Origin of the sequence: Paenibacillus sp. GCM10027628 (assembly GCF_042676385.1) — a bacterium.
In the GTDB taxonomy this organism is placed as follows: Bacteria; Bacillota; Bacilli; order Paenibacillales; family NBRC-103111; genus Paenibacillus_E.
In genome coordinates, this window is the sequence record NZ_JBHTHA010000085.1 from 85943 (window position 1) to 108288 (window position 22346).

General features: G+C 44.9%; 25 protein-coding genes. 20 read left to right on the plus strand and 5 right to left on the minus strand.

Going from position 1 to position 22346, the window contains the following annotated elements; all coding sequences use genetic code 11:
- Positions 1 to 98 precede the first annotated feature (98 nt).
- Together ACFQZT_RS33860 and ACFQZT_RS33865 are read right to left on the minus strand one after the other, a co-directional pair.
- Positions 99 to 1187, minus strand: coding sequence for a hypothetical protein (locus ACFQZT_RS33860; protein WP_379307658.1), 1089 nt, complete (start codon positions 1185 to 1187; stop codon positions 99 to 101).
- 162 nt (positions 1188 to 1349) lie between these two features.
- Positions 1350 to 2420, minus strand: coding sequence for a YncE family protein (locus ACFQZT_RS33865; RefSeq protein WP_379307660.1), 1071 nt, complete (start codon positions 2418 to 2420; stop codon positions 1350 to 1352).
- A 534-nt stretch (positions 2421 to 2954) separates the two neighbouring features.
- Between ACFQZT_RS33865 and ACFQZT_RS33870 the strand changes: the two genes are divergently transcribed.
- Positions 2955 to 3467, plus strand: coding sequence for a DUF2867 domain-containing protein (locus tag ACFQZT_RS33870; RefSeq protein WP_379307662.1), 513 nt, complete (start codon positions 2955 to 2957; stop codon positions 3465 to 3467).
- A gap of 47 nt (positions 3468 to 3514) precedes the next feature.
- On the plus strand, positions 3515 to 4258 hold the full coding sequence (locus tag ACFQZT_RS33875) for an HAD family hydrolase (RefSeq protein ID WP_379307664.1): 744 nt from the start codon (positions 3515 to 3517) through the stop codon (positions 4256 to 4258).
- Positions 4259 to 4739: 481 nt separating this feature from the next.
- On the opposite strand, the gene ACFQZT_RS33880 is transcribed toward ACFQZT_RS33875, so the two are convergent.
- Positions 4740 to 5276 carry a hypothetical protein gene (locus ACFQZT_RS33880; RefSeq protein ID WP_379307666.1) on the minus strand — a complete coding sequence of 179 codons (537 nt, stop codon included), beginning with the start codon at positions 5274 to 5276 and terminating at the stop codon, positions 4740 to 4742.
- A gap of 186 nt (positions 5277 to 5462) precedes the next feature.
- On the opposite strand from ACFQZT_RS33880, the gene ACFQZT_RS33885 reads away from it, so the two are divergent.
- The 5 genes from ACFQZT_RS33885 to ACFQZT_RS33905 all read left to right on the plus strand — a co-directional run bounded on the left by ACFQZT_RS33885 (position 5463) and on the right by ACFQZT_RS33905 (position 8374).
- Complete coding sequence (locus ACFQZT_RS33885; RefSeq protein WP_379307668.1) at positions 5463 to 6413, plus strand: esterase/lipase family protein; 951 nt, start codon at positions 5463 to 5465, stop codon at positions 6411 to 6413.
- A 554-nt stretch (positions 6414 to 6967) separates the two neighbouring features.
- On the plus strand, positions 6968 to 7114 hold the full coding sequence (locus ACFQZT_RS33890; RefSeq protein ID WP_379307670.1) for a hypothetical protein: 147 nt from the start codon (positions 6968 to 6970) through the stop codon (positions 7112 to 7114).
- A 120-nt stretch (positions 7115 to 7234) separates the two neighbouring features.
- Positions 7235 to 7507: a hypothetical protein gene (locus tag ACFQZT_RS33895; RefSeq protein WP_379307707.1), complete on the plus strand. Its 273-nt coding sequence runs from the start codon at positions 7235 to 7237 to the stop codon at positions 7505 to 7507.
- Positions 7470 to 7580 carry a hypothetical protein gene (locus ACFQZT_RS33900; RefSeq protein ID WP_379307705.1) on the plus strand — a complete coding sequence of 37 codons (111 nt, stop codon included), beginning with the start codon at positions 7470 to 7472 and terminating at the stop codon, positions 7578 to 7580. Before ACFQZT_RS33895 ends, ACFQZT_RS33900 begins: the two co-directional genes overlap by 38 nt.
- Positions 7581 to 8056: 476 nt before the next feature.
- Complete coding sequence (locus tag ACFQZT_RS33905; RefSeq protein WP_379307672.1) at positions 8057 to 8374, plus strand: phospholipase D-like domain-containing protein; 318 nt, start codon at positions 8057 to 8059, stop codon at positions 8372 to 8374.
- Between the two features lie 1079 nt (positions 8375 to 9453).
- Here the strand turns inward: ACFQZT_RS33905 and ACFQZT_RS33910 are convergent.
- Positions 9454 to 9843, minus strand: a complete 390-nt coding sequence (locus ACFQZT_RS33910; protein ID WP_379307674.1) for a hypothetical protein — start codon at positions 9841 to 9843, stop codon at positions 9454 to 9456.
- A gap of 605 nt (positions 9844 to 10448) precedes the next feature.
- Between ACFQZT_RS33910 and rsmD the strand changes: the two genes are divergently transcribed.
- Together rsmD and coaD are read left to right on the plus strand one after the other, a co-directional pair.
- Positions 10449 to 11006, plus strand: a complete 558-nt coding sequence (rsmD, locus tag ACFQZT_RS33915) for a 16S rRNA (guanine(966)-N(2))-methyltransferase RsmD (protein WP_379307676.1) — start codon at positions 10449 to 10451, stop codon at positions 11004 to 11006.
- A gap of 50 nt (positions 11007 to 11056) precedes the next feature.
- Positions 11057 to 11557: a pantetheine-phosphate adenylyltransferase gene (coaD, locus tag ACFQZT_RS33920; RefSeq protein ID WP_379307678.1), complete on the plus strand. Its 501-nt coding sequence runs from the start codon at positions 11057 to 11059 to the stop codon at positions 11555 to 11557.
- Here coaD and ACFQZT_RS33925 read toward each other — a convergent pair.
- Entirely contained in the window at positions 11554 to 12849 is a 1296-nt protein-coding gene (locus ACFQZT_RS33925) for a nucleoside recognition domain-containing protein (RefSeq protein ID WP_379307680.1), read from the minus strand. The genes coaD and ACFQZT_RS33925 overlap by 4 nt on opposite strands.
- Before the next feature lie 124 nt (positions 12850 to 12973).
- Between ACFQZT_RS33925 and ACFQZT_RS33930 the strand changes: the two genes are divergently transcribed.
- The 11 genes from ACFQZT_RS33930 (at position 12974) to rnc (ending at position 21921) form a co-directional block, all read left to right on the plus strand.
- Positions 12974 to 14098 carry a SepM family pheromone-processing serine protease gene (locus ACFQZT_RS33930; protein ID WP_379307682.1) on the plus strand — a complete coding sequence of 375 codons (1125 nt, stop codon included), beginning with the start codon at positions 12974 to 12976 and terminating at the stop codon, positions 14096 to 14098.
- A gap of 92 nt (positions 14099 to 14190) precedes the next feature.
- Positions 14191 to 14697: a YceD family protein gene (locus ACFQZT_RS33935; protein ID WP_379307684.1), complete on the plus strand. Its 507-nt coding sequence runs from the start codon at positions 14191 to 14193 to the stop codon at positions 14695 to 14697.
- A 37-nt stretch (positions 14698 to 14734) separates the two neighbouring features.
- A complete protein-coding gene (gene rpmF, locus ACFQZT_RS33940) occupies positions 14735 to 14908 on the plus strand; it encodes a 50S ribosomal protein L32 (RefSeq protein ID WP_188174201.1) in 174 nt (57 codons plus the stop codon).
- 124 nt (positions 14909 to 15032) lie between these two features.
- On the plus strand, positions 15033 to 15647 hold the full coding sequence (gene fapR, locus ACFQZT_RS33945; protein ID WP_379307687.1) for a transcription factor FapR: 615 nt from the start codon (positions 15033 to 15035) through the stop codon (positions 15645 to 15647).
- Positions 15631 to 16620, plus strand: a complete 990-nt coding sequence (gene plsX, locus ACFQZT_RS33950; protein WP_379307689.1) for a phosphate acyltransferase PlsX — start codon at positions 15631 to 15633, stop codon at positions 16618 to 16620. The genes fapR and plsX overlap by 17 nt, the downstream gene beginning before the upstream one ends.
- Positions 16621 to 16631: 11 nt before the next feature.
- On the plus strand, positions 16632 to 17618 hold the full coding sequence (locus ACFQZT_RS33955) for a beta-ketoacyl-ACP synthase III (RefSeq protein ID WP_379307691.1): 987 nt from the start codon (positions 16632 to 16634) through the stop codon (positions 17616 to 17618).
- Positions 17619 to 17835: 217 nt separating this feature from the next.
- Positions 17836 to 18786, plus strand: coding sequence for an ACP S-malonyltransferase (gene fabD / locus ACFQZT_RS33960; protein ID WP_379307693.1), 951 nt, complete (start codon positions 17836 to 17838; stop codon positions 18784 to 18786).
- Positions 18773 to 19513 carry a 3-oxoacyl-[acyl-carrier-protein] reductase gene (gene fabG, locus ACFQZT_RS33965; RefSeq protein WP_379307695.1) on the plus strand — a complete coding sequence of 247 codons (741 nt, stop codon included), beginning with the start codon at positions 18773 to 18775 and terminating at the stop codon, positions 19511 to 19513. The genes fabD and fabG overlap by 14 nt, the downstream gene beginning before the upstream one ends.
- An 84-nt stretch (positions 19514 to 19597) precedes the next feature.
- Positions 19598 to 19831 (plus strand): acyl carrier protein, encoded by a 234-nt coding sequence (acpP, locus tag ACFQZT_RS33970; RefSeq protein WP_188174196.1) that lies wholly within the window; start codon positions 19598 to 19600, stop codon positions 19829 to 19831.
- A 92-nt stretch (positions 19832 to 19923) separates the two neighbouring features.
- Complete coding sequence (gene fabF / locus ACFQZT_RS33975) at positions 19924 to 21159, plus strand: beta-ketoacyl-ACP synthase II (protein ID WP_379307697.1); 1236 nt, start codon at positions 19924 to 19926, stop codon at positions 21157 to 21159.
- Between the two features lie 60 nt (positions 21160 to 21219).
- Positions 21220 to 21921: a ribonuclease III gene (rnc, locus tag ACFQZT_RS33980; RefSeq protein WP_379307699.1), complete on the plus strand. Its 702-nt coding sequence runs from the start codon at positions 21220 to 21222 to the stop codon at positions 21919 to 21921.
- Positions 21922 to 22346: the final 425 nt, after the last annotated feature.

A 22346-nucleotide genomic window follows, 5' to 3' on the forward strand; every position in this document is an offset into this window, starting at 1 on the left:
AAGGGTAACAATAGATTATGAATAGAAGCGGCGTCTAGAGCATTAAGTTCATGTTCTAGACGCCGCTATTTTTGGTTTTATTTTTAATAGCCTTCGACTTATTCAGTGTTAAATCGATTATTCAGCCAATGGATACCCGTAGGCAGTTTGCCGCTCTTATCTTCAATTTCAATAACATCGACAAAAGTCTCTTTACTCAATTTCTTTAAATCCTCCACATGAGCCGTACCTTCCATTTCGGTCATGCTGAAATCGGAAAATCCTATGTTTGCTGGAAATATGTACATAGCACCATAGTCCGATGCAAACCAGCTAAACGTGTACTCTTCATTGTTCTTCGTAGTAATTCCAGCAGCATAAACCTGATAGGGGGTTAAATGATATTCTTCAGCCAAGCTATTGGGATTAGCGTAATATTTGTTAAAAGTAATTGCAAAATGAACAATTTCGTCATTCGATGCTTTTTTCAAAGTCTCAGCACATTGAATTTTAAACTGGTCCAGCTTCTCTTTAGAATCTATCTGCGCATAACTTTTAACCTTTTTATTCTCGACGGCCTCAGTATATTGACGAAAAGGACTATCCAAAGACTCAGAAGGAGTGTAAGGTATATTTAATAGCTCTGCATCGTTGAAGGGAATTTGCAAAAGGGAATCCTGTGTCTTGGGCAGGTCACTTAGACTGCCATTCGGTTGAGCATATCGTTGTGTAGAAAGTAATGAGACTGTTGGATTTCCATCTAAAACTTCATATTTATGAAGCCATCCCGTGAAAAAATAATAGGGCTCATTTTCCATGAGAGCTGAGGTCTGGAGAATTGAAAGCTTAATTTCTTCTCCCTCTCCATTCGTCGCATCTTTTCTTGTGAATTTGGCACCCGGCAAATTTGTGTACATCACTTTTGCTCTCAGTTCGTCACCAGAAGACACTTTGTAAATAATCGCAGGGAAAAATTGCTTTAAAAAATGATCACTTTGAAATTGTTTTATTTGTTCCGAAGTCCATTCTATGGTTGCCTTGGTATACAGGAGCCTATTTTCAACTCTTTGGGCTTCCAGGGTTCCTTTAGCGGGTTTATCCCAATTTTTGGCATCTGAATTATTAAAATTGTTTGAGGCGGCGAACACGTTCGTACACAATAACAGATTTGCTAAAATAAAAGCGGCAGATGTTTTCCATTTATTCATCCATTCTTCACTCCTTCCATAAACAATAATACCATTATTTACCTTTTTGATAAAGTATTGAAATTAGCTGATGTTGATTTCGTACATGCATCGAAGCTTGAATCTCTTAAATGAAAAAGAGGCTGCCGCGGCAGTCTCTTTTTTGTTGAAATACAGGCCAGTTTACCTGATAACGGAAACCGTTGTACCGTTTGTGTTAACTACGTAGGTACGGTGAGTCACGGGATTGACCTTTATGTCCAGTGGAAGGCTGCCTACTTTGATGGTGGCAATCACAATGCTCGATGAGCCCTGGATGACAGAAACCGTGCCGCTGGGACTTTTTGTGCTGGAGTTGGCAACGTAAATCCGATTCAATACGTCGTCGATCGCAAGTGAAGCGGGTTGCTCGCCGACCTTGACGGTCGTAAGCACCTTATGGTTGATCCCGTTGATTACTGTTACCGTATTGCTGTTCAAATTAGCCGTATATATTCGGTTGGTCACGGGATTTACCAGAATATCGGAAGGGAACAGTCCAACGCGGACAGTAGCGATGACCTTATGAGTCCGGCCATTGATGACGGATACCGAGTTACTGTTGGTGTTCGCCACGTAAACGAGACCGGATTGTTTGTTGATGGCTATACTGTCCGGACCGCTCCCAACCTTGACGACGGCAACGACTCTGTTCGTCGCCCCGTTGATAACCGATACGGTACCCGCTGAGAAGTTACTTACGTAGACCAAATTGGTCAGCGGGTTCACCGCAACTTCGAAGGGAGTGCCGCCGACTTTGATCGTGGCGATCCGTTTATTGGCTATGCCATCGATGACTGTTAGCGAGTTGTCACCTGCATTGGTCACATAAACACGTCCGGTGGCCGGATTGACTGCGATTCCGGAGGAATCCGTACCAGCCGGGATCGTGGCCAGACTTTTATTCGTACGTCCGCTAACGACGCTGACGGAGCCCTTAAAACCACGGCGGGTGCCTGTAGTCGCAGTATTTAACGTATAGATCCGATTTAGCCGCTGGTTGATGGCGACAAAATTAGGTGCATTTGTGAGCTGGATGGTAGTAGCGACTTTGTTGCTTGCTCCGTTGATGACGGCGAGCCGATCCTGCAATCTCGTCACATAAATGCGATTGGTCATCGAATTCACGGCAAGGTGGAGGGGCGACGGGACAGGAATGGTGGCGATTAATTTCGGTATGGGAGGCTTGCGCTTTATTGCTGTGGTTAGGGTCATTAAACTGATCACCCTTTCGTACGCATATAGAATAATGTATTCGGCCATGCCCCGGCTGCCTGTTCGAATGACCTGCTCAAAACGACCATAAGCCCGCTTCGTATAGAAGCGGGCTTATAAGCGTGTTATAAAACGATTCCTATTTAACGCGGCGACTGCTTGCGCATCGGCCTTATGGGCGAGTTTTTTGTGCGACTTTTAGTGAGTGGTTTCATACTCTATCCCAATCTGGGTATAGAAACCGAATAAATCACCATTTTGAGGTATGATATTATTAAATTGTGCGTGCTATTTTCTGAAAGAAGTGATTAGTATATATAGATTCCTTCTTATCGATAGTACTAAGGAGTGCGGCCTTTTTTTTCATCATGATCTGATCAGTCCCTTTAGTCATCTATTTTATAAAAAAACTTTAATTATTATCATTTACCAGATATAAGAATGAAAATAGAATCCGTTTATATTTTATATTAAGCGGAGAGAATACGAGAGGCGTTTTGACTGGCGTAAATGACGGGAAGGGGGGGGATTAAGATGAATAAATTCATTAACGAAAAAGCTTTAATTCCTAGAGATTCATTAGCAATCCAGGCCTTCTCTTGTATTCATTATTCAGATTCCTATGAAGCGATGCTGCCTGCTGCATCAACTCATGATGTAGAGTCATTAACCCGATTGTTTTTATCGTCGGTTCCTTCTTGGGTTTCCCGATTAATGAAGCTGCGTGACCGAATGGTCAGTCTGATCGGATTAAAAACATCTAACCAATCCGATATGCGGCATATTTCGTTGGAACAGGGAAGCAAGATAGGCATTTTTAAAATCATGAGTCGCGCTCCCCGCGAGTTATTGCTGGGTGAAGACGATCAACATTTGGACTTTCGTGTGTCTATTGCAGTGGACGAGCGGAACGGATTCCAATATGTAAGGGTCTCAACGGTCGTATATTTTCATAACCGGTTAGGAAAAATCTACTTTTTTATAGTAGGCAAAATTCACAAAGCGATCGTGCCTGCGATGTTGGAAAATATGGTTCGAAATATGTAAAGAAACATAATTCAATAAATTTCTTACCTTTATGTGGTACGATATGAATGGATATTATATTAAATCAGAGATTAAACATTTTCAGAATTTCCTTAAAGGGACTAAAATTAATGACTATAGATGCCATAATTTTTGATTTAGATAACACTTTAATCAACCGTAAATTAGCCTTTCAAGCTTACACGGAACGATTCATTGAGCGTTTCATCAATTTAACTGATGAGGGCAATAGAAAAGAAATTACTGAATACATAATCACGGCTGATCGAGACGGCTATCGTAAGAAGCGAGAACTATATGAAGAATTAAGGACAAATTTAAAGTTGAAAGATAATAACACAGATGTAGAAGAAATGTTGGAACATTGGTTTTCAGAGTTTTTTAAATGCTCAATCTTAATGGAAGGTACAATCGAAATCTTAGATAATTTAAAAGCCAAAAATATCAGGCTTGGAATTATTACAAATGGGTCAGTTCATTCTCAGAATGCAAAGATAAATGAAGTTGGTATAAGACATTATTTTGATGCGATTATTATATCGGATGAGGTAGAAGTAAAGAAGCCAGATGCGCGTATATTTAATCTTGCGCTAGAACGTCTTAATGCATCTGCGGAGAATACGCTGTTTATAGGAGATCATCCTGTAAATGATATAAAGGGAGCTACTGATGCAGGTTTACATGGGATTTGGCTAAAAGGATTTATGGATTGGGATATGACTATAGGAGAACCAAGATATACAATTAACAAATTGAATGAATTATTAGTATTGATCGAAAGTATTTCATAGAATCCAAGGAACTTCTTATAGCACGTTTTGCCTTTGTGGGACTCATGTCCCTTGGTCTAATTATTAAACAATTTAGAATTCAAACTACTATATAGGCATTTTTGAATGAGCATTCAAAGAAGCCCAAGACATCAGATAATACTGTGTTCCCGCTTCGGGGCTATGCCTTTGGTCTGCCAGAAGCATTTCGGAGAAGTGAATTCAGGTAGATAACTCTGCAACACCTATCCGCATCGCTTTTATTCGCTATGCTCCTATAAGTCAGTAGTGAGGATTCGGGTTTAAACAACGAGTATATTCAAATGGAGGTTCAAAAGGCAACAAATGCGTTTTCTCAATCGGAGATTGTGAAGGCAGCGAACTTTTTCACTGATGTTCAGTAAAACAGTCTTACTTCAAGAGCGAAAATGTAGTTCGAGAAAAGCAACCCACCGCGGAATTCTGAATACTGGGGGTTGCTTTTATTTCTTATTAAACTTGGCTAAGCAAGTTGATTAATTAATTGCCCACCGGAAGTGTTATTTGATAATAGTTGACTAGCCTGGGAATATGCCGTTTGCATCAAGTTTGTAGTATATAAAACATTTTGTCCTGATGGTGATGTAGGGTTGTTGTTCATATACGTAAATTCGTTGCTTGTCATACTTGATAATTGGTCGAATGAATTCATCCAGGATGTGTCTAAAGTGCCTGATGTTAGGGATGAATTGCTACCCGACATCATACTGCTCACGATACCACTATTAATTTGAGAATCGAATTGATCTGAGTTTGGAGTAGCACTAGAATCGCTATTTGTCTGCTGACTAAATGGGCTGTTTGCATAAGGATTTGAATACACATAAGGATTAATAATATTTCCCGAAACCGTTTGATTTTGATTAGTAGTACTGATTATTGAAGTCACCGTATTTGTTGTATCGCTATTTGCACTATTATTACTACTGTATGAACTGCTGCTGATAAAGGGGCTACTATACGTGTAAGGAGTGTAAGTGGAGGAACTGCTAATATTCATAGTTTTTTCACCCCCTCTCTTCGGTCGTACATAAGCTATTTAACTAATAGTTATATAATGAATATCGTCCAAGTTATATTAAAAGTTTAGACGAAAACCGTGAACAAGCGATCGTGATCCTAATCTCTAATTTGAGAAAGAAATCGGTATTTTACAGCAGCTTGATAAGAATAGGTTGGTGGGGGAATGTATACGCATAGCATACCAAGAACGCCTCTTATCTTTGTTCCCGGACTGTTCGGATCTATGAGCAATGTCATTATTCCCGGAACCGGAGGGTGGAGCTTCGGCGTTGCTGGGATTTACTACGAGCCGTTCGTTCGCTCATTGGAAAGCATGGGTTACGTGCTGAATCAGACGCTGTTTATCGCATTTTACGATTGGAGGCAGCGGATCCCCGTTTCCGCACGTATGTATCTTACTCAGACCATTAAGAAGGCGAAACAAAAAACAGGTGCAAGCAAAGTTAATTTGATTTGCCATAGTATGGGCGGGCTTGAGGCCAGAGCATATGTGCAGAGCGCGTATTATCAGGACGATGTGGACCAGCTCATTCAGTTATGTACGCCGAATGCCGGATCGCCGGTCTACTATGGCTACTGGACAGGGGAAACCGTTGAACATCAAACAGATAACCATGTAAATGTTGTTTACCTGTATATGAAATGGTACTTAGATTACTTGGGGCAACTTTACCCTACGAATCGGTTGTGGGCGGTTCATACTTTTTTTCCAAGTTTGTTGGACGTTGTCCCTTGCGAAGCATTTGGTGACTACTTGTTAGTAGCCGGCTTGGGTCCGATGCGTTTTATCACGTACGAGATGATGCAGGTGAAAAATTCATTTCTCGATGAGTTAGATGCGCATAGGCATGTGATCACGAGTAGAAATATCGACGTCACGATAATTGCCGGGATCGAACAAAAAACCATTCAATACCTTCGCACTATTCAGGGTGTTGAAGTGAATTACTTGACGAGCGGGGCGGTGTGGAGTCCAGTAAGCAGCTATACGGGAGACGGCAATGTCATCGTTGACAGCGCTTTTGCGCTGGACGGAGACAAATACTTGATAGATGGAGACCATATGCAAGTTCTATTTAAAAGCTACGAGCTGCTTAGAAAGAAGCTTACTTGAAACGAATTCATATAAAATAAGCGGAGGTACGTATGCTGTCATGCGATTTGTAAGAAAGGTTATGATGCCTTTCGGATTATTTATTATTTTAAAGATAGCGTCAAACAGCGCACACCTTGTTGTCAAGATGAGGGTTGTTGTTAACATGAGGGGGAAATGGAACTGGTTTAGCTAAAATATCTAATATTGATTTAGATTCATTTGGAGTATCTAACTAAAATTGTAAAGCCCTCATGCCTTACTTGGCTATTGAGGGCTTTTTTCGTTTCTGAAGACTGATGATTAGATTTTAAAGCATATAATGTCTTATCTTAATCGTGAACACAAAGGTGGGAATTACAATGTGGGTAAGTTTCTTTTACAGCGGCATCATCTTTTTGATTTTCGTAGGAATTATCATGCTTATTGGATTGTTGAAGGGAAATAATAAATAAGTTTCCGGGTTCAGCATTAAATCCCTACTGGCTGCTGCCAGTAGGGATTTTTATTTATTGTTTAAAAGACAGAATGTTGGTTCAGACTGATTATTGAATAACATCAAATGAGGTGATTTTATGAAAAAAACAATATTAATTTTTGCATGCTTAGGCACGATATTATTGACTATTACTGCTTTTGCGAAATCTGACGATCAAAGTGGGTTTAAGACTCAAACGTCAGTTGCGGATGCAGTCTATGGTAAAGGCGAAATATTAAAATAAGACTAACTTTCAAAAATCCCCGCTAGCCTTGGCTAGTGGGGATTTGATGTTTAAGGGAATAGGACAATCTTTGGCAGCCATATCATATACCATTCTCGGAGACAAGGGTGGGAACCTGAGATGGACAAAAATATGCTTTTCTATGGTGATAATTTACATGTGCTCCGAACCTACATCAAAGATGATTCGGTTGACCTAATTTACCTTGACCCGCCGTTCAATAGTAACCGGAATTATAATCAAATTTTTTCTTCCGGAGGTAAGAAATCAGAAGCTCGAATATTGGCGTTTGAAGATACATGGTATCCATTATTTTCATCATGGATTTGGAAAGCTCAAGAAATGCATTGTTCAGGTGAAGAACGGAAAAGTAAGCGTCCGGGACGTACGTGAGCTCCAGGGAGTTCTGCAGAGGGAGAACGGAGCGATGGGACTATTGGTACCTTACAGCCACTATACCCTATAATTCAAATTGTTGAGGTCGCGGAGTTGCTTAGTCATTCGAAATTTTTACATACATTTCTTCCGGATTAGAGGTTCGTAAAGTTTCCTATGTTTTTTGAATATCATTAACCTGATCGGACATAATACTTTTCGACGGTGAAACAGAGAGGTGTTGTGTCGCATTTCATCAATACTAGGGAAGTTGTAGTTGGATCTTTATTGAAGCGAGGGGATGTGCCGCACGTCATTAATGTAGTGTTGTGCTACTATAATGTGAAGAGGTAAGCCGAGCTGACGAAGGTTCAATGCAAAAGTTCCGAAAATCTATTCACCGTCGAAGAGGGCCCTGGAAAGGGTCCTTTTAGTTGAATTTTGAAATGATTTTTTGTTTGAATTCACCGCCTGCGGACATGCATATAACAGTGTAATACTATGGCTATATACCCAAAGGAGATGAGTTAATGCGCAACGCTAACGCTAGTATCGCTAACAATTGTCGTGGCTTTGTCCGGTTGCACAAAAGCAGCTCCTTTAACATCGAATGAGACTGCAGCAAGTATACAGCCGGCTCCTCTTGTAGCTACCCAAACAACTACTCCTAAGCCCCTTGATTCCTCATCTACTACTGATCAGTCAACACTATCGAATGATACTAAATACTATTTTACTCAAGCAGGACAGCATCCTGAGAAAGCATTGATCGATGTAATCAACTCGGCAACCCAAACGCTTGATATTGCCATCTACAGCCTTACTCACCCAGATATCGTAGCTGCGATCAAAGAAGCAAAGAAGCGCGGAGTGACCGTCGGATAAGAGAGTTGTTACTACCGGCTCGTACAATTATTCTAAAGCAGCCAGCACGACAATGACGAAGTGTTAATGGTCATACATAACGAGGATACAGCAAAGTCGTTTACTGAACAATTTGACCGTATGTGGAATGATACGAAGGGCTTTGAAAAAGTTGACAAAAGCATAGCGAAATAAAAATCCCCCTACTGGCCGTTAATGAATGGCTGGCGGGGGATTTTTTTAACTTTAAAGTATAAGATTTCAGTGGGGTACTTATAAAAAATGGCGCAGCTTTCATTTAAGGTCAGCGTTTTGTTGGCGGCCGGTTAGTAGTACAGATTCCTGGGTTGGAACATCTGCCACCATGGAGTTGTAACCATTTGCGGCGGGGTTTGATAATATGGAGGATAATTCGGCAATTGCTGTAGCTGTAGAGGGAAGGGTTGACCATATACTGTCATTTGGGGATTTGTTCCGTATGTTGCCATTGGAACGTTAGGTATCCAGTATTTGATACCGGGTATCATTACAGCAGTACTTGGCAACGGTGCCGGTGGTATGAATAGTGGCGATGGCGGCATATAACCCCCGTTTGCTACTTCGGGATATAGTTGGTGTGCCATTAATCGTCCTCCTCTTAGTGTTAGTCTTGTATTGAAATATATTATGTGAAATGTAGGCTGTTGACATAAGGTATTAGCCTATTTTGGTTTGCTTACGTGGACAATTAGGAGGAGGGACAAGGGGATTACCCCAAAAATTAATGAGGAAAAGTTATGACTTTTATTTTACGATTTGTCAGCCCGATTTTTAAACATTTCCGCCTCGGAAGTCGATTTGATTTCCGTGGAACAAAAAGAAAAAATGGTTTGGGGTCCAACTTTTTATTTTCTCCCAAGATTGAATGTTCGCATTTCGTTCGCATATAATGTCCATGAGGTGATATTATGCTCCGTGACATAGAACGAATGATATAGCTTATGATGCTGCTAACCACAGATAGTCGTTTTTGATACGAATATGGAACCTTACTTTCTGATAGTGGAAGATTATTAAGAAAAAAAGCCCCAGGAGAAGTCCCATGGGCTCTATGTATTGAATTATTGCGGAGAAATCCAAGTGAATCCAGCCCATGCATTGTTTATGACGATTCCTCTACCTTTCTCATTACAACCAATCATAGCATCGATGTAGAAGCCTTGGAGAAGTATAGCTACAAGTCCTACAAGCAAACCAAGAATAGTCCCAACGCCTGGAAACAAGTTTAATAAAAGTGCTACTATATCGGCAATTGTTGATCCCGTTTTTAATGCGTTAATAAGTGTATTCGTATTATCGTAGTCTAAGTAAATACAGTAACCCCACCAAGCGAATTCAAGTTTATTTTCATTTCCCGGACCGTTTAACTGAAAATTTTGTGTTTTTATTACCTCCGCAACTATTTCGGCAATCTCTTTTTCAGATAATTTTGGAGCTAATGAATGACTCATGAACAAACACTCCTTATAAATGGAATAAATTACCTCTCAATTATATCAAAATGGAAAATAAATGGAAGAAATAAAAAGCCCTTGGGGATGTTCCCTCGTGCTTTCTTCTTACAATGGCCTTATAACGTAAAGTCCGTATTCATTTTTTTACTACAGTAACCTGCGAGTGAAAAAATACGTAGCAAGAGGCGGATTTGAAAAGAAGCTTTATTTATTACATACGGATTGAATACCTCAAGGTCTTGTTTACATGCAGGATCTTTTTAGTACAGATAAATAGACTTATTAAATATGATCTTTTTGGTACAAAAACTGTACCATTCAATAAATTCATATATATCAATGGTTAGCGAGAACTGTTATACAAACTTAAACGGCGACTGCTTGCGCAGCCGCCTCATGGGAGAGGAGAAACCGGACGAAGAGCTTATGGGGAAACGTAAGTCTTCTCCGCGGTTGTCTACGACATTCTCTGATGTCGATAGTTCAAGGATGACCGTTTTAAAGGAAAATTATACATGCCATAGACAAAATTTTTGTGTACAATTAGAGCTTGTGGTACGATAGCAACGTAAATGAGCCAGCTAGAAAGGGAATACGTAAGCATGAGAGTAATTTCAGGCAGCGCTAAAGGCAGGTCGTTAAAAGCCGTACCCGGTATGGGCACACGGCCGACAACGGATAAAGTGAAGGAAGCGATTTTCAGTATAATCGGCCCTTATTTTGAAGGGGGGCAGGTGCTGGATCTTTTTGCAGGCACGGGCGGTCTTGGGATCGAGGCGCTAAGCCGCGGCATGCAAAAGGCCGTGTTCATTGACATCGAGAAAAAAAGTATCGATACGGTCCAGCATAATTTGCGGGCAGCGGGACTCGAGGAACAAGCTGAGGTTTATCGTAACGATGCGGCGAGGGCGCTCAAAGTTCTGGGGAAGCGGGGAGAAAAGTTTGAATTGGTTTTCCTGGATCCTCCTTATAAAATGAAGGTGATCGCCGAACTCATCATTAGTATGGAAGAACAAGGGCTGCTTGATGATCAGGTCGTCATCGTCGTTGAACATGATGCTCAGGACGTGCTTACAGAAGCTATCGGCAGCTTGGAGCAGCAGCGTAGAGCTGAGTATGGCGATACCGCTGTTACGATTTATAGACGTTCTAGCAGCTAAACTGAGCCAATGGTTCAAATGTTACAAAAAACGAGAAGGAGTGGATCGACATGATGAGGCAAGAGCATGGTATTACGATTGCCGTTTATCCCGGCAGTTTTGATCCGGTGACACACGGTCATTTAGATATTATACATAGAGCAGCAAAGGTATTCGACAAACTGATTGTAGCCGTTCTAAACAATACCTCTAAAAATCCTTTATTTACGCTGGAAGAGCGTATGGATCTCATCCAAAAGGTGACCCGAGATCTGCCGAACGTAGAGGTGGACGGCTTCCGCGATTTGATGGTCAATTATATGAAAGCTAAAAATGTGCGATTAATCGTTCGCGGACTTCGCGCCGTTTCGGATTTCGAGTATGAGCTGCAGATGGCTTCGACGAATCATAAATTGAATTCGGATGTGGAAACTTTTTTCATGACATCGAAGCCTAAGTATTCCTATTTAAGCTCGAGCATTGTGAAGGAAATCGCTAAGTTTCATGGCCCTGTAGGTGATCTCGTACCTCCCGAGGTAGAAGAGGCGCTTAAGAAAAAGTTCCCGATTTAACGGGATTTAGGGTTCTTAAGATTGCGCATTAAGACAGATATCAAGAGCATCACTCCTAACAGCAGAAACAGCTGTGTCAGCATTGGTCCCCATAGGATCCATGCCGATTCGCCGTTCAACGGGAATGCGGCTTTCGATTTCCCGCCCGCAACGGAATCTAGCCAGAGGAAGCTGGGCTGCGCGTCTTTGAGCAGCAGTTCCAGCGGTTTCCAGAATAGAATGGTGAGTGTAAAAGCAAGCCCGGCATGCATGATTCGTGCGATCAAGAACGATACATAGCGTGCGTCTGTTTTCTGATGAAACCCTGCTACCTGGGCATGTGCGGATAAGCCGCCCCAACCGAGGAATGCGCCAAGAAGCGCCATTTGCGGAAGAAGCGGGATGTTCTCTGTAGAGCTGAATGCGTAGGCACCGAGATGAATTTCAAGTAATCCTTTAATCCATTGAGGCGCGACATCCGCCCCCATATTCATAACACCAGGCAACGATTCTGTGATGAAATGGAGCCCCTCGGTCAAGTTCGTCACATTAACTACATTAATGATCACGGAGAAAATCATCATATAGCCGCCAATCAGCATCAGGGCTTGGACAGAAGACGACACGGCGTCGCCCAGCAATTTGCCAAACGCCCTGCCATCATGCAAATAAGCGTCTCGCATCGTAAACAGGGCGCGCTTCCATAGAGAAGCTGATTCATATCTTCTCATTGCAATTAAATCCAGTTGCTTATTTTGCGGTGGTTCGATCGCTATGTCATTTTCCTTCTTATTTCTGGTCAGGATTCCAGTAAGAAAACCGGATAAATAGTGGATTATGGCGATTACAACGCCAAGACGGGCACTATGTAAAAAACCGACACCCACGACCATAATGAGGAATAGCGGGCTGCAGAGATGGGATAGCGCCGTTAAACGCTCGGTTTCTACTCGAGTAATCAAACCTTTTTCGCGCAAGCTAGCGGTAATTTTGGCCCCAGTAGGAAATCCTATTATCAGACCGGACGCAAGCGCCCAACCGCCGACCCCGGGAAGTCGAAATAGAATGCGCATTAGCGGCTCTAATAAAACGCCGGCACCCTGGATGACGCCAAAACCGATCAACAGCTCAGTCAGTATGAAAAAGGGCATCAGCGCCGGAAAGACCAGCTTCCACCAAATCGTAAGCCCCTCAAGCGACGATTGAAAGGCCTTGTCCGGAAATAAAATGACCGTCACAACAACAAGGGCAGCCAAAGACCCCAGCAGCAGCGTGGTAAGTTTACTGCCAGGTTTAAAATGCATACGCTGCATGGAATCCACCTCATCTATTAAATATGCTACATTTGTACGCATGTCGGAGCTGGTTTAGACCAAGCTTTCATAAGCCAAGGGTCACGATGGCCCAATTGATACAGCATCAGGAGGGGGAACCTGTATGGACGAGAATGAAGACAGCACGATCCGCACGTGGTCAAGCGACTCATACCGACACCCGAAAAGTACGTCAACGCGGCGTTATTTAATCTCATTTTTAGTCGGAATTGTTATTGTTTATTTACTTTTTTTTGTGCCGCTTCCTTATTTTATTTTTATGCCAGGAACAGCTGAAGTTATTAAGCCGATGGTCACCATTCCCAAAGGTTCCGACACGGAAAAAGGCGCTCTAATGCTTACCACGGTTAGGGTGGCCGATGCGAACGTTGTTAATTATTTGATCGGTCTCGTTCATCCTTACGAAGAAATTCAGCCTAAAACGAGCGTGTTTCGAAAAGGGGAGTCCGAACAGGAGTATTCGCAGCGTCAAGAATATGTTATGCTTACTTCCCAGGCTAGCGCGATTCAAGCGGCTTATTCGAAGGCGAAAATTCCTTTTCATATCAATCATGAGGGAGTCATGGTGCTTCAAACCTTACCCGGGCTTGCCGGTGAAAAGGCATTAAAGCCAGGCGATGTGCTGCTTAAGGTTGGCGATAAGGAAATTAAAGTCGCACAGGATTTATTAGATTCGCTTAAAGGAAAAAAAGCCGGTGATTCCGTTGAGATTGCATTCACCAGAAATAAAACTGAACAAAAGGCTGCATTGACCTTAGGTCTACTGCCTTCGCAGGAAGGCGATAAGAGCGGTCAGCGGGCTGGGATCGGCGTAGTTCCCGCAGACATGCAATCAGTGAAAGCTGATCAGCCGGATGAACAAGTTTCAATCAAAGCCGGTGAAATCGGAGGACCTTCGGCTGGTCTGATGTTTTCTCTGGAAATCTATAACCAACTGGTTCCTGAGGATATTACAAAAGGCTATCGTATCGCCGGTACCGGGACCATTGAAACGGATGGCACTGTCGGGCCGATCGGCGGTATTCAGCATAAGATTATCGCGGCGGATAAGGAAGGGGCGGAGTACTTTTTCGCACCCAAAGATATCACGTATAAAGATGGAACGAAGATTCAAAACTATTCGGATGCCCTTGCCAGAGCCAAGCAAATTAAGTCGAAGATGAAAATCGTCGAGATCGGCACCATGGATGACGCCCTTAAGTTTTTGGAAGCTTTGCCGCCCAAATAATCCGTGTCGATTCTAAGAATATGTGTACCGATCGGTTGACAAAAGGCGAATGAACTAGATATAATAATCTTTGTTTGTTTGGGGTGATTATCATGCAGATTCACTTGAAAGATCTTGCTCTTAAAGGACAACCGGTACATATAACCGAGGATCTTAACTTGACCGCTCCTTTTGTAGGACGTCAAGACATTCTAGGTTACAGTCCCATTCATGTCGATCTTCATGCAAGGCATGAAGGAGGAGCAGCAAAAGTTAACGGCACGTTAACGCTAGATTTGGAGTTAAGCTGTTCACGATGCTTATCGCACGTCAAGCAAACAATCGAGCTTCCTTTTGAGGAAGTCTTCACACAGAAGCTGGACGAGGAATCCGAGGATAACGAGGACATTCATCTGGTGACTGAAGATAAAGTCGATTTGGAGCCGTACGTATCGGAAAATGTGGTGGTGGGTTTGCCTTATATACCACTATGTGACGAAGCGTGCAAAGGTCTCTGTCCCGTGTGCGGAGAGAACCGTAATCTTCGCGATTGCGGCTGCAAGCAAGAGAAGATTGACCCTAGGCTTGCAGGTCTCGCGGACTTTTTTAACAAAGAATAAGTAGCGCCCGAAATTCGATGAAGGAGGTGTTTTGAATATGGCAGTACCTCAGAGAAGAACGTCCAAAACCCGTCGCGACAAGCGCCGTACTCACTTTAAATTGGAAGTTCCAGGCATGGTGAAATGTGAGCAATGTGGAGAGCTGAAGTTAGCGCACCACGTGTGCAAAACTTGCGGATCTTACAAAGGTAGAGAGATCGTAAAAGCATAAGATTAAACATAGTACTTCATCCTAGTGTGAGGTGCTATTTTTTTTGCTTTCTTTTTGGTCGCAAATTTTATATACTACAGTTTAGTATCTGGTAATAAGATGAGATCGTATCTCATAAGATAAGGTGGTGCTTGCCATCGAACGCCTTCCTAAACGACAGCGGCAGCAGCAGTTGCTTCAAGCGATTGAAGCGAATCCTTTCATGACCGACGAAGAGCTGATGCGGACGTTTCAGGTTAGTATACAGACCGTGCGATTGGATCGGCTGGAGCTTGGGATTCCCGAGCTTCGGGAGCGGATGAAACATATGGCAGTCAAAACGTACGATCAGGTGCGGTCACTGCCGATTGACGAAGTGATTGGAGAAGTCATCGATTTACAGCTGGACCAGAGCGGTATTTCGATATTTGAAATTAAAGAGGAACATGTTTTCTCACGAACGAAAATTGCTAGAGGACATCATATTTTCTCGCAGGCGAACTCCTTGGCTGTTGCCGTGATTGACGATCCCATTGCCCTGACGGCTTCCGCAGATATCCGGTTTGTCCGATCTGTGAAGCATGGTGAGAAGTGCATCGCCAAGGCTTATGTACGTTCCGTATCCAAGGGGAAAGCAAGGGTCGAAGTTTTTTCGTATGTCGGCGATGAGGTCGTATTTCGAGGCAACTTTGTAATCTTTCATTCCAAGAAAGAGCAACATCAAGATAGGGAGGACAAGCTGCATGCGGATCGCGATTGACGCCATGGGCGGTGACCATGCGCCTAAAGTAGTAGTAGAAGGTGCGTTGGCAGCTGCCAAAGAGTGGACCGACGTAGAAATCGTACTTGTCGGGAATCAAGCTGCCATTGAAGCACATCTTGTAGAAAGACCGGCCAATCTTACCATCCGCCACACGGAGGAAGTGATTGAAGCCGATGATGAACCTGTGAAAGCGGTGCGCCGCAAAAAAGATTCTTCTATGGTCGTTGCCGGGCGACTTGTAAGGGAAAAAGAAGCGGAAGCGATGATTTCCGCCGGTAATACTGGCGCGTTAATGACGACCGGGCTGCTAGTTGTGGGGCGGATTCCAGGCATTGAGCGCCCTGCGCTGGCACCGATGCTGCCGACGATCGATGGGAATGGCGTGCTCGCCCTCGATTTAGGAGCCAACATGGATGCTACGGCCGAGCATTTGACGCAGTATGCGATTATGGGCAGTATTTACCGCAATAAAGTGCACGGTGTCGCGAATCCCCGGGTAGGGCTTCTAAATGTCGGGACGGAAGCGATGAAAGGTAATGAATTAACGAAAGCCGCGTATCCTTTATTGGAACAAGCCCCGGTTCATTTTATCGGCAATGTTGAATCGCGCGATGTGCTTCGAGCTGGCTGCGATGTGATCGTATGCGACGGATTCGCAGGCAATATTATGCTGAAGTCGCTTGAAGGCGCAGCTTCGGTATTTTTCTCGGTATTGAGGACGGAATTTACGAAAACGTGGTATTCCAAACTGGCTGCGGCTATACTAAAACCGGGCATTATGAAATTTCGCAAACAATTCGACTATAAAGAGCACGGCGCAGGCCCACTCTTAGGCATTCAGGGCTTGGTCTTGAAATGTCACGGCTCGTCCGACGCCAACGCTATCAAAAATGCAGTTCGCCAAGCGAGAATCGCCTTACAGAACGATTTGGTCGGCGCGATATCTGCGGAAATCAACCACGGGAAGTGAGAGAAAACAACATGAACCTTATACCGGTTGGGGTACTCGGAACAGGCAAGTATGTGCCTGATCGCATTTTGACGAATCAAGAGCTGGAAACAATGGTTGAAACAAACGATGAATGGATCGTTACCAGAACGGGCATTCGAGAGCGAAGAATCGTAGCGGAAGGACAAGCTACTTCCGATCTTTGCTATGAAGCCGCTCAAATCGCATTGGCCAATGCCGGCATTTCGGCCGAGCAATTGGATCTGATCATCGTGGCAACCATTACTCCTGATATGGCGTTCCCATCGACGGCTTGCGTACTTCAAGAAAAGCTGGGCGCTAAAAAAGCGGCAGCCTTTGACTTGTCTGCGGCATGTTCAGGATTCGTATACGGACTCGCTAATGCAACGAACTTTATTGCAACTGGAACTTATAAATATGCGCTTGTTATCGGAGCAGACTGCTTGTCCAAGATTACGGATTACACGGATCGTAACACCTGTATTCTTTTTGGTGACGGTGCAGGTGCTGTCGTTATCGGCGAGGTTCCCGAAGGAAGAGGCTTCAAATCGTTCGAACTGGGTGCTGACGGTTCAGGCGGACCGCTCTTGAAAATCGAAGGCGGCGGATCCCGCAATCCGGCATCGCAGGCATCCGTTGATCAACGACTTCATTACATCTACATGGCTGGCGCAGAAGTTTTCAAATTTGCGGTTCGCATCATGGGCAATGCCGCGGATGAAGCACTGCGCAAAGCAGGATGGGATAAAGGCGACATCGATCTGCTTGTTCCGCATCAAGCGAACATGAGAATCATTCAAGCGTCGCTCAATCGTCTCGAAATGACTGAAGACAAATGTATGATCAATTTAGACAAGTATGGCAATATGTCAGCCGCGTCTATTCCTGTAGCTTTAGCGGAAGCTGTTGAGCAGGGCAGACTGAATGAAGGCGATCGACTGATCCTTGTCGGCTTCGGCGGCGGTCTGACTTGGGGTGCTTCTGCACTTGTTTGGTAATCTAAATTGTACGGCATAGAAGCGAAGTTTGACGCGGTTATTCCGACTTAATTCCCACAGTCAATGCATTTTTGCTTGGTTAAGACGGTTTTTCCGCGTTAACAATTAAGGCTTCCGTATGAGGCTAGTGTTAAACATTTGCTTAAATTTTGATTTCCATTATTATACATAGGAATAAAATTAGTAAATTTGCATTGAAAGGGGAACCTTTTCTCTTATGGGTAAAATTGCTTTCGTTTTCCCGGGACAAGGCTCGCAAACGGTCGGGATGGGACAAGATTTGTACCAAAATCATCCTGCTGCCAAAGCATACTATGACCGTGCTGACCAAGCTCTCGGTTTTTCGCTCTCGGATTTGATTTTCAGCGGACCCGAGGAAAAGTTGAAAATCACGTACCACACGCAGCCTGCGCTGCTGACGACAAGTGTTGCCTGCCTCGAAGCGTTCAAGGCTGCGGGCATCACCCCAGACTATGTCGCCGGACATAGTCTCGGCGAATACAGCGCGCTCGTCGCCGCCGGCGTGCTCGCGTTCGAAGACGCGGTCCGCACCGTGCGGGCCCGCGGCGAGTTCATGGAACAGGCCGTCCCTGGCGGCCTGGGCGCCATGGCAGCCGTGCTTGGAGCCGAGCGCGAAGCGCTGGCGGAGCTTTGCACGGCTATCACAAGCGACGGCTCCGTCGTGGAGCTCGCCAATGTGAACTGCCCGGGACAGATCGTCGTCTCGGGCAGTAAGGAAGGCGTTGCAGCGGTCGTGGAGCGCTGCAAGGAAGCTGGCGCGAAGCGTGCCATTCCGCTCGAAGTGAGCGGGCCCTTCCACTCTTCGCTGATGAAACCGGCCTCGCAGCGCCTCGCCGAGGTGCTCGCGTCCGTGTCCATGAGCGAGGCGTCCGTTCCTGTTGTAGCCAACGTAACGGCACAGCCGGTGACGCAGCCCGAAGCGATTCGCGGGCTGCTGGTCGAGCAAGTGTACTCCCCGGTTCTATGGGAGGACACGGTTGCTTACTTGATCAGCCAGGGCGTCGATACGTTCATCGAGCTGGGCTCGGGAACCGTACTCGCCGGACTGATCAAAAAGGTGGACAAAACCGTGAAGACGGTATCCATTGGAAGTCTGGAAGCGTTGGAGAAGTATTTGCAGGAGGTGCAGCAACATGCTAACGGGTAAAGTAGCGCTTGTAACCGGAGCATCACGAGGCATTGGCCGTGCGATCGCTTTGCATTTGGCAGAGTCCGGCGCTGATGTCGCTGTCAACTATGCTGGCAGCGAGGCCGCTGCTCAAGAGGTTGTTGAGCAGATTGAAGCAATGGGGCGTAGAGCCGTCAAGCTTCGCGCAGATGTAAGCAGCTATCAGGAATCGGAAGATTTAGTGAAGCAAACGCTTGAAATTTTTGGTAAAATTGATATTCTGGTGAATAATGCGGGCATAACTAGAGACAATTTAATCATGCGAATGAAGGAAGAAGAGTTCGATCAGGTGATCGCGACGAATCTGAAGGGCGTATTTAATTGTGTGAAAGCCGTTACCCGCCCCATGATGAAGCAGCGTTCCGGTCGAATCATTAATATATCTTCCGTAGTCGGCGTGCTCGGAAATCCGGGACAAGCTAACTATGTAGCAGCAAAAGCGGGCGTAATTGGTCTGACCAAAGCGACTGCGCGAGAACTTTCTTCAAGAGGCATTACCGTGAATGCGGTAGCGCCGGGATTCATTGAAACGGACATGACCGACAAACTGTCGGCCGAAATGCGTGAGCACATGCTGAAACAAATTCCGCTGGAGCGCCTCGGACAGCCTGAGGAAATCGCAAAGGTTGTTCGCTTCCTGGCTTCAGACGACGCTGCTTACATGACAGGGCAAACCCTTCATGTAGACGGCGGCATGTACATGTAAGATTCCCAGAATGTGGGTTATGAAATTGCCTACTGGCAATCTGTCCAAGATTCTCGTATAATACCAAATGAGGAGGTGAACCGGATGTCCGACGTATTGGATCGTGTGAAACGAATTGTTGTCGATCGTCTAGGGGTTGATGAAGCTGAAGTCTCCCTCGAAGCATCTTTCAAAGAAGATTTAGGTGCTGATTCTCTCGATGTAGTAGAATTAGTAATGGAATTAGAAGATGAATTCGATTTAGAAATTTCCGACGAAGATGCCGAGAAGATTACTACTGTGGGAGAAGTTGTGAATTACATAAAATCTCATACGTAACAGTCTACCAAGTCCCGTTTTGTTTCAAGACGGGACTTCTCTCCATTTTTGATTCATGAAAAAACGCTTTCCTAACATAGAGGTGGTACAAAATGAACAGAGTCGTAATTACAGGTATGGGCGTAGTTACTGCCCTTGGTCAAGATTTAGAAACGTTTTGGGGTAATCTGACCTCAGGTAAATCCGGAGTCAGCCTGATCGAGAACTTTGATGTTAGCGAATACCCGACTCGGATTGCAGCTGAAATCAAAGATTTCGACGTTGAGAAATATGTGGATCGTAAAGAAGCGCGCCGGATGGATCGTTTCGTGCAGTTTGCCGTAGCAGGCTCGCTGAACGCGCTTAAGGATGCGAATTTGAATGTAAAAGAAGATACGGATCCTGAACGCGTTGGTGTTTCAGTCGGTTCCGGTATCGGCGGCTTAAGCACTTGGGAGGAGCAGCACCGTACCTTACTCGAAAAAGGGCCGAAGCGTGTCTCCCCGTTCTTCATTCCGATGATGATCGCGAATATGGCATCCGGCCAAATCTCGATGATTACCGGAGCGAAGGGACCAAACAGTACTGCCGTAACCGCTTGCGCGACAGGTACGCATTCGATCGGCGATTCGTTTAAAATGATTCAACGCGGCGATGCTGACGTGATGATTTGCGGTGGGGCTGAAGCAACGATTACGCCAATTGGCGTAGCCGGCTTCTGTGCGCTCCGCGCCATGTCCACGCGTAACGATGAGCCGCATAAAGCGAGCCGCCCGTTCGATGTGGATCGTGACGGCTTCGTCATGGGCGAAGGCGCAGGCGTACTCATTCTTGAGTCTTTAGAACATGCTCAAAAGCGTGGCGCACGCATTTATGCGGAAGTCATCGGTTACGGCATGAGCGGAGACGCTTATCATATGACAGATCCGGATCCGGACGGCGCTGCCCGCTGTATGGCGAAAGCGATTAAAGATGCGGGGATCGAGCCAGAAGCTATTGCTTACATCAATGCGCATGGTACTTCAACGCCTGTAGGCGATAAATCGGAAACTACAGCGATTAAAAAAGCACTTGGCGAGCATGCCTACAAGGTGGCGGTGAGCTCTACAAAGTCAATGACCGGACATTTGCTCGGCGCAGCCGGAGGCGTAGAAGCTGTCATTTGCGGTTTAACGATTTCCAATAATATCATTGCTCCTACGATCAACATTGACAATCAAGACCCGGAATGTGATCTGGATTATGTTCCGAACACTGCGCGTGAAGCGAAAGTTGATGTTGCGATGTCGAATTCCTTCGGTTTTGGCGGTCATAATGCAACGATCATCTTGAAGCGGTTCCAAGCATAATTTGCCTTCCTACGAAGAAAGATAACGAAATATCATTCTCTCTGGGTGGTGAGTCAGGCAATGAACCGTGATCTCAAAGAACTGCAGCAGCGCATCGGCATCGCTTTTCGAAAAGCCGAGCTGCTGAGGCAGGCATTTACACATTCTTCTTATGTCAACGAGCATCGTATCGCAGGTCATAAGGATAACGAGCGATTGGAATTTCTGGGTGACGCCGTTCTTGAGTTGACGGTTTCGGAATTTTTATATGATACATATCCAGGACGTACGGAAGGCGAGCTAACCAAGCTTAGGGCTTCAATCGTTTGTGAACCGTCGCTCGTTACGTTTGCTGAGAATCTGGAATTTGGCGCGTTTGTGCTATTAGGCAAGGGTGAGGAATTGACTGGAGGACGAACACGGCCGGCGTTGCTCGCTGACGTTTTCGAATCCTTCATCGGAGCGCTTTACCTGGATCAAGGACTAGAGAGCGTGAAGACGTTCTTGAAAAAGCACGTATTCCCCAAAATTTCCAGCGAAGGTAGATTGCTCGTTATTGACTATAAAACACAACTGCAGGAACATACCCAGCACCACAACATGGGTTCTCTGGAATACCGGATCGTTAATGAACGCGGTCCTGCCCATGAACGTGAATTCGTGGCGGAAGTATATATGGACGCCTCGCTTCTCGGGACAGGCGCTGGCCGTTCCAAAAAGGAAGCGGAGCAGCAGGCTGCTGCGCAGGCGCTGTCCAAACTGAACGTTGCCGTTGAGCGGTAGTTGAGTAATCCCCTCGGGGAAGCCCTCGGTAAACACAAAAAAGGCGGCTAAAGCTGCCTTTTTTGTTGTTTTGTAAATGATGCAAGATGCAGAGTGTGGGTTAAATGAGAAGTTATTTTGGAACTAGACATTCGTGTGTAATGAATTCGCCGTGGTTTGCCCAATTAACAGCTAGTGCACAGCAGTAGAGATGTTTTTCATCGTTACGGGTGGCGAGGGGAAATGAAGTCGTGTCTCTAACGATGTTTTGAATGCTTACAGACGAGAAAAAAGCAGTTTGTATGCTGAATCAAGCTCTGAAAAGATGTTTATCATCGTAACAGACGTGAGGGGATGTTGGAATCGTGTCTCTAACGATATTTTTCACACTAAGCATGCACGAAAGCTGACATGAAAGAGATTTAAAGAGGCTGTCTTCAGTTATC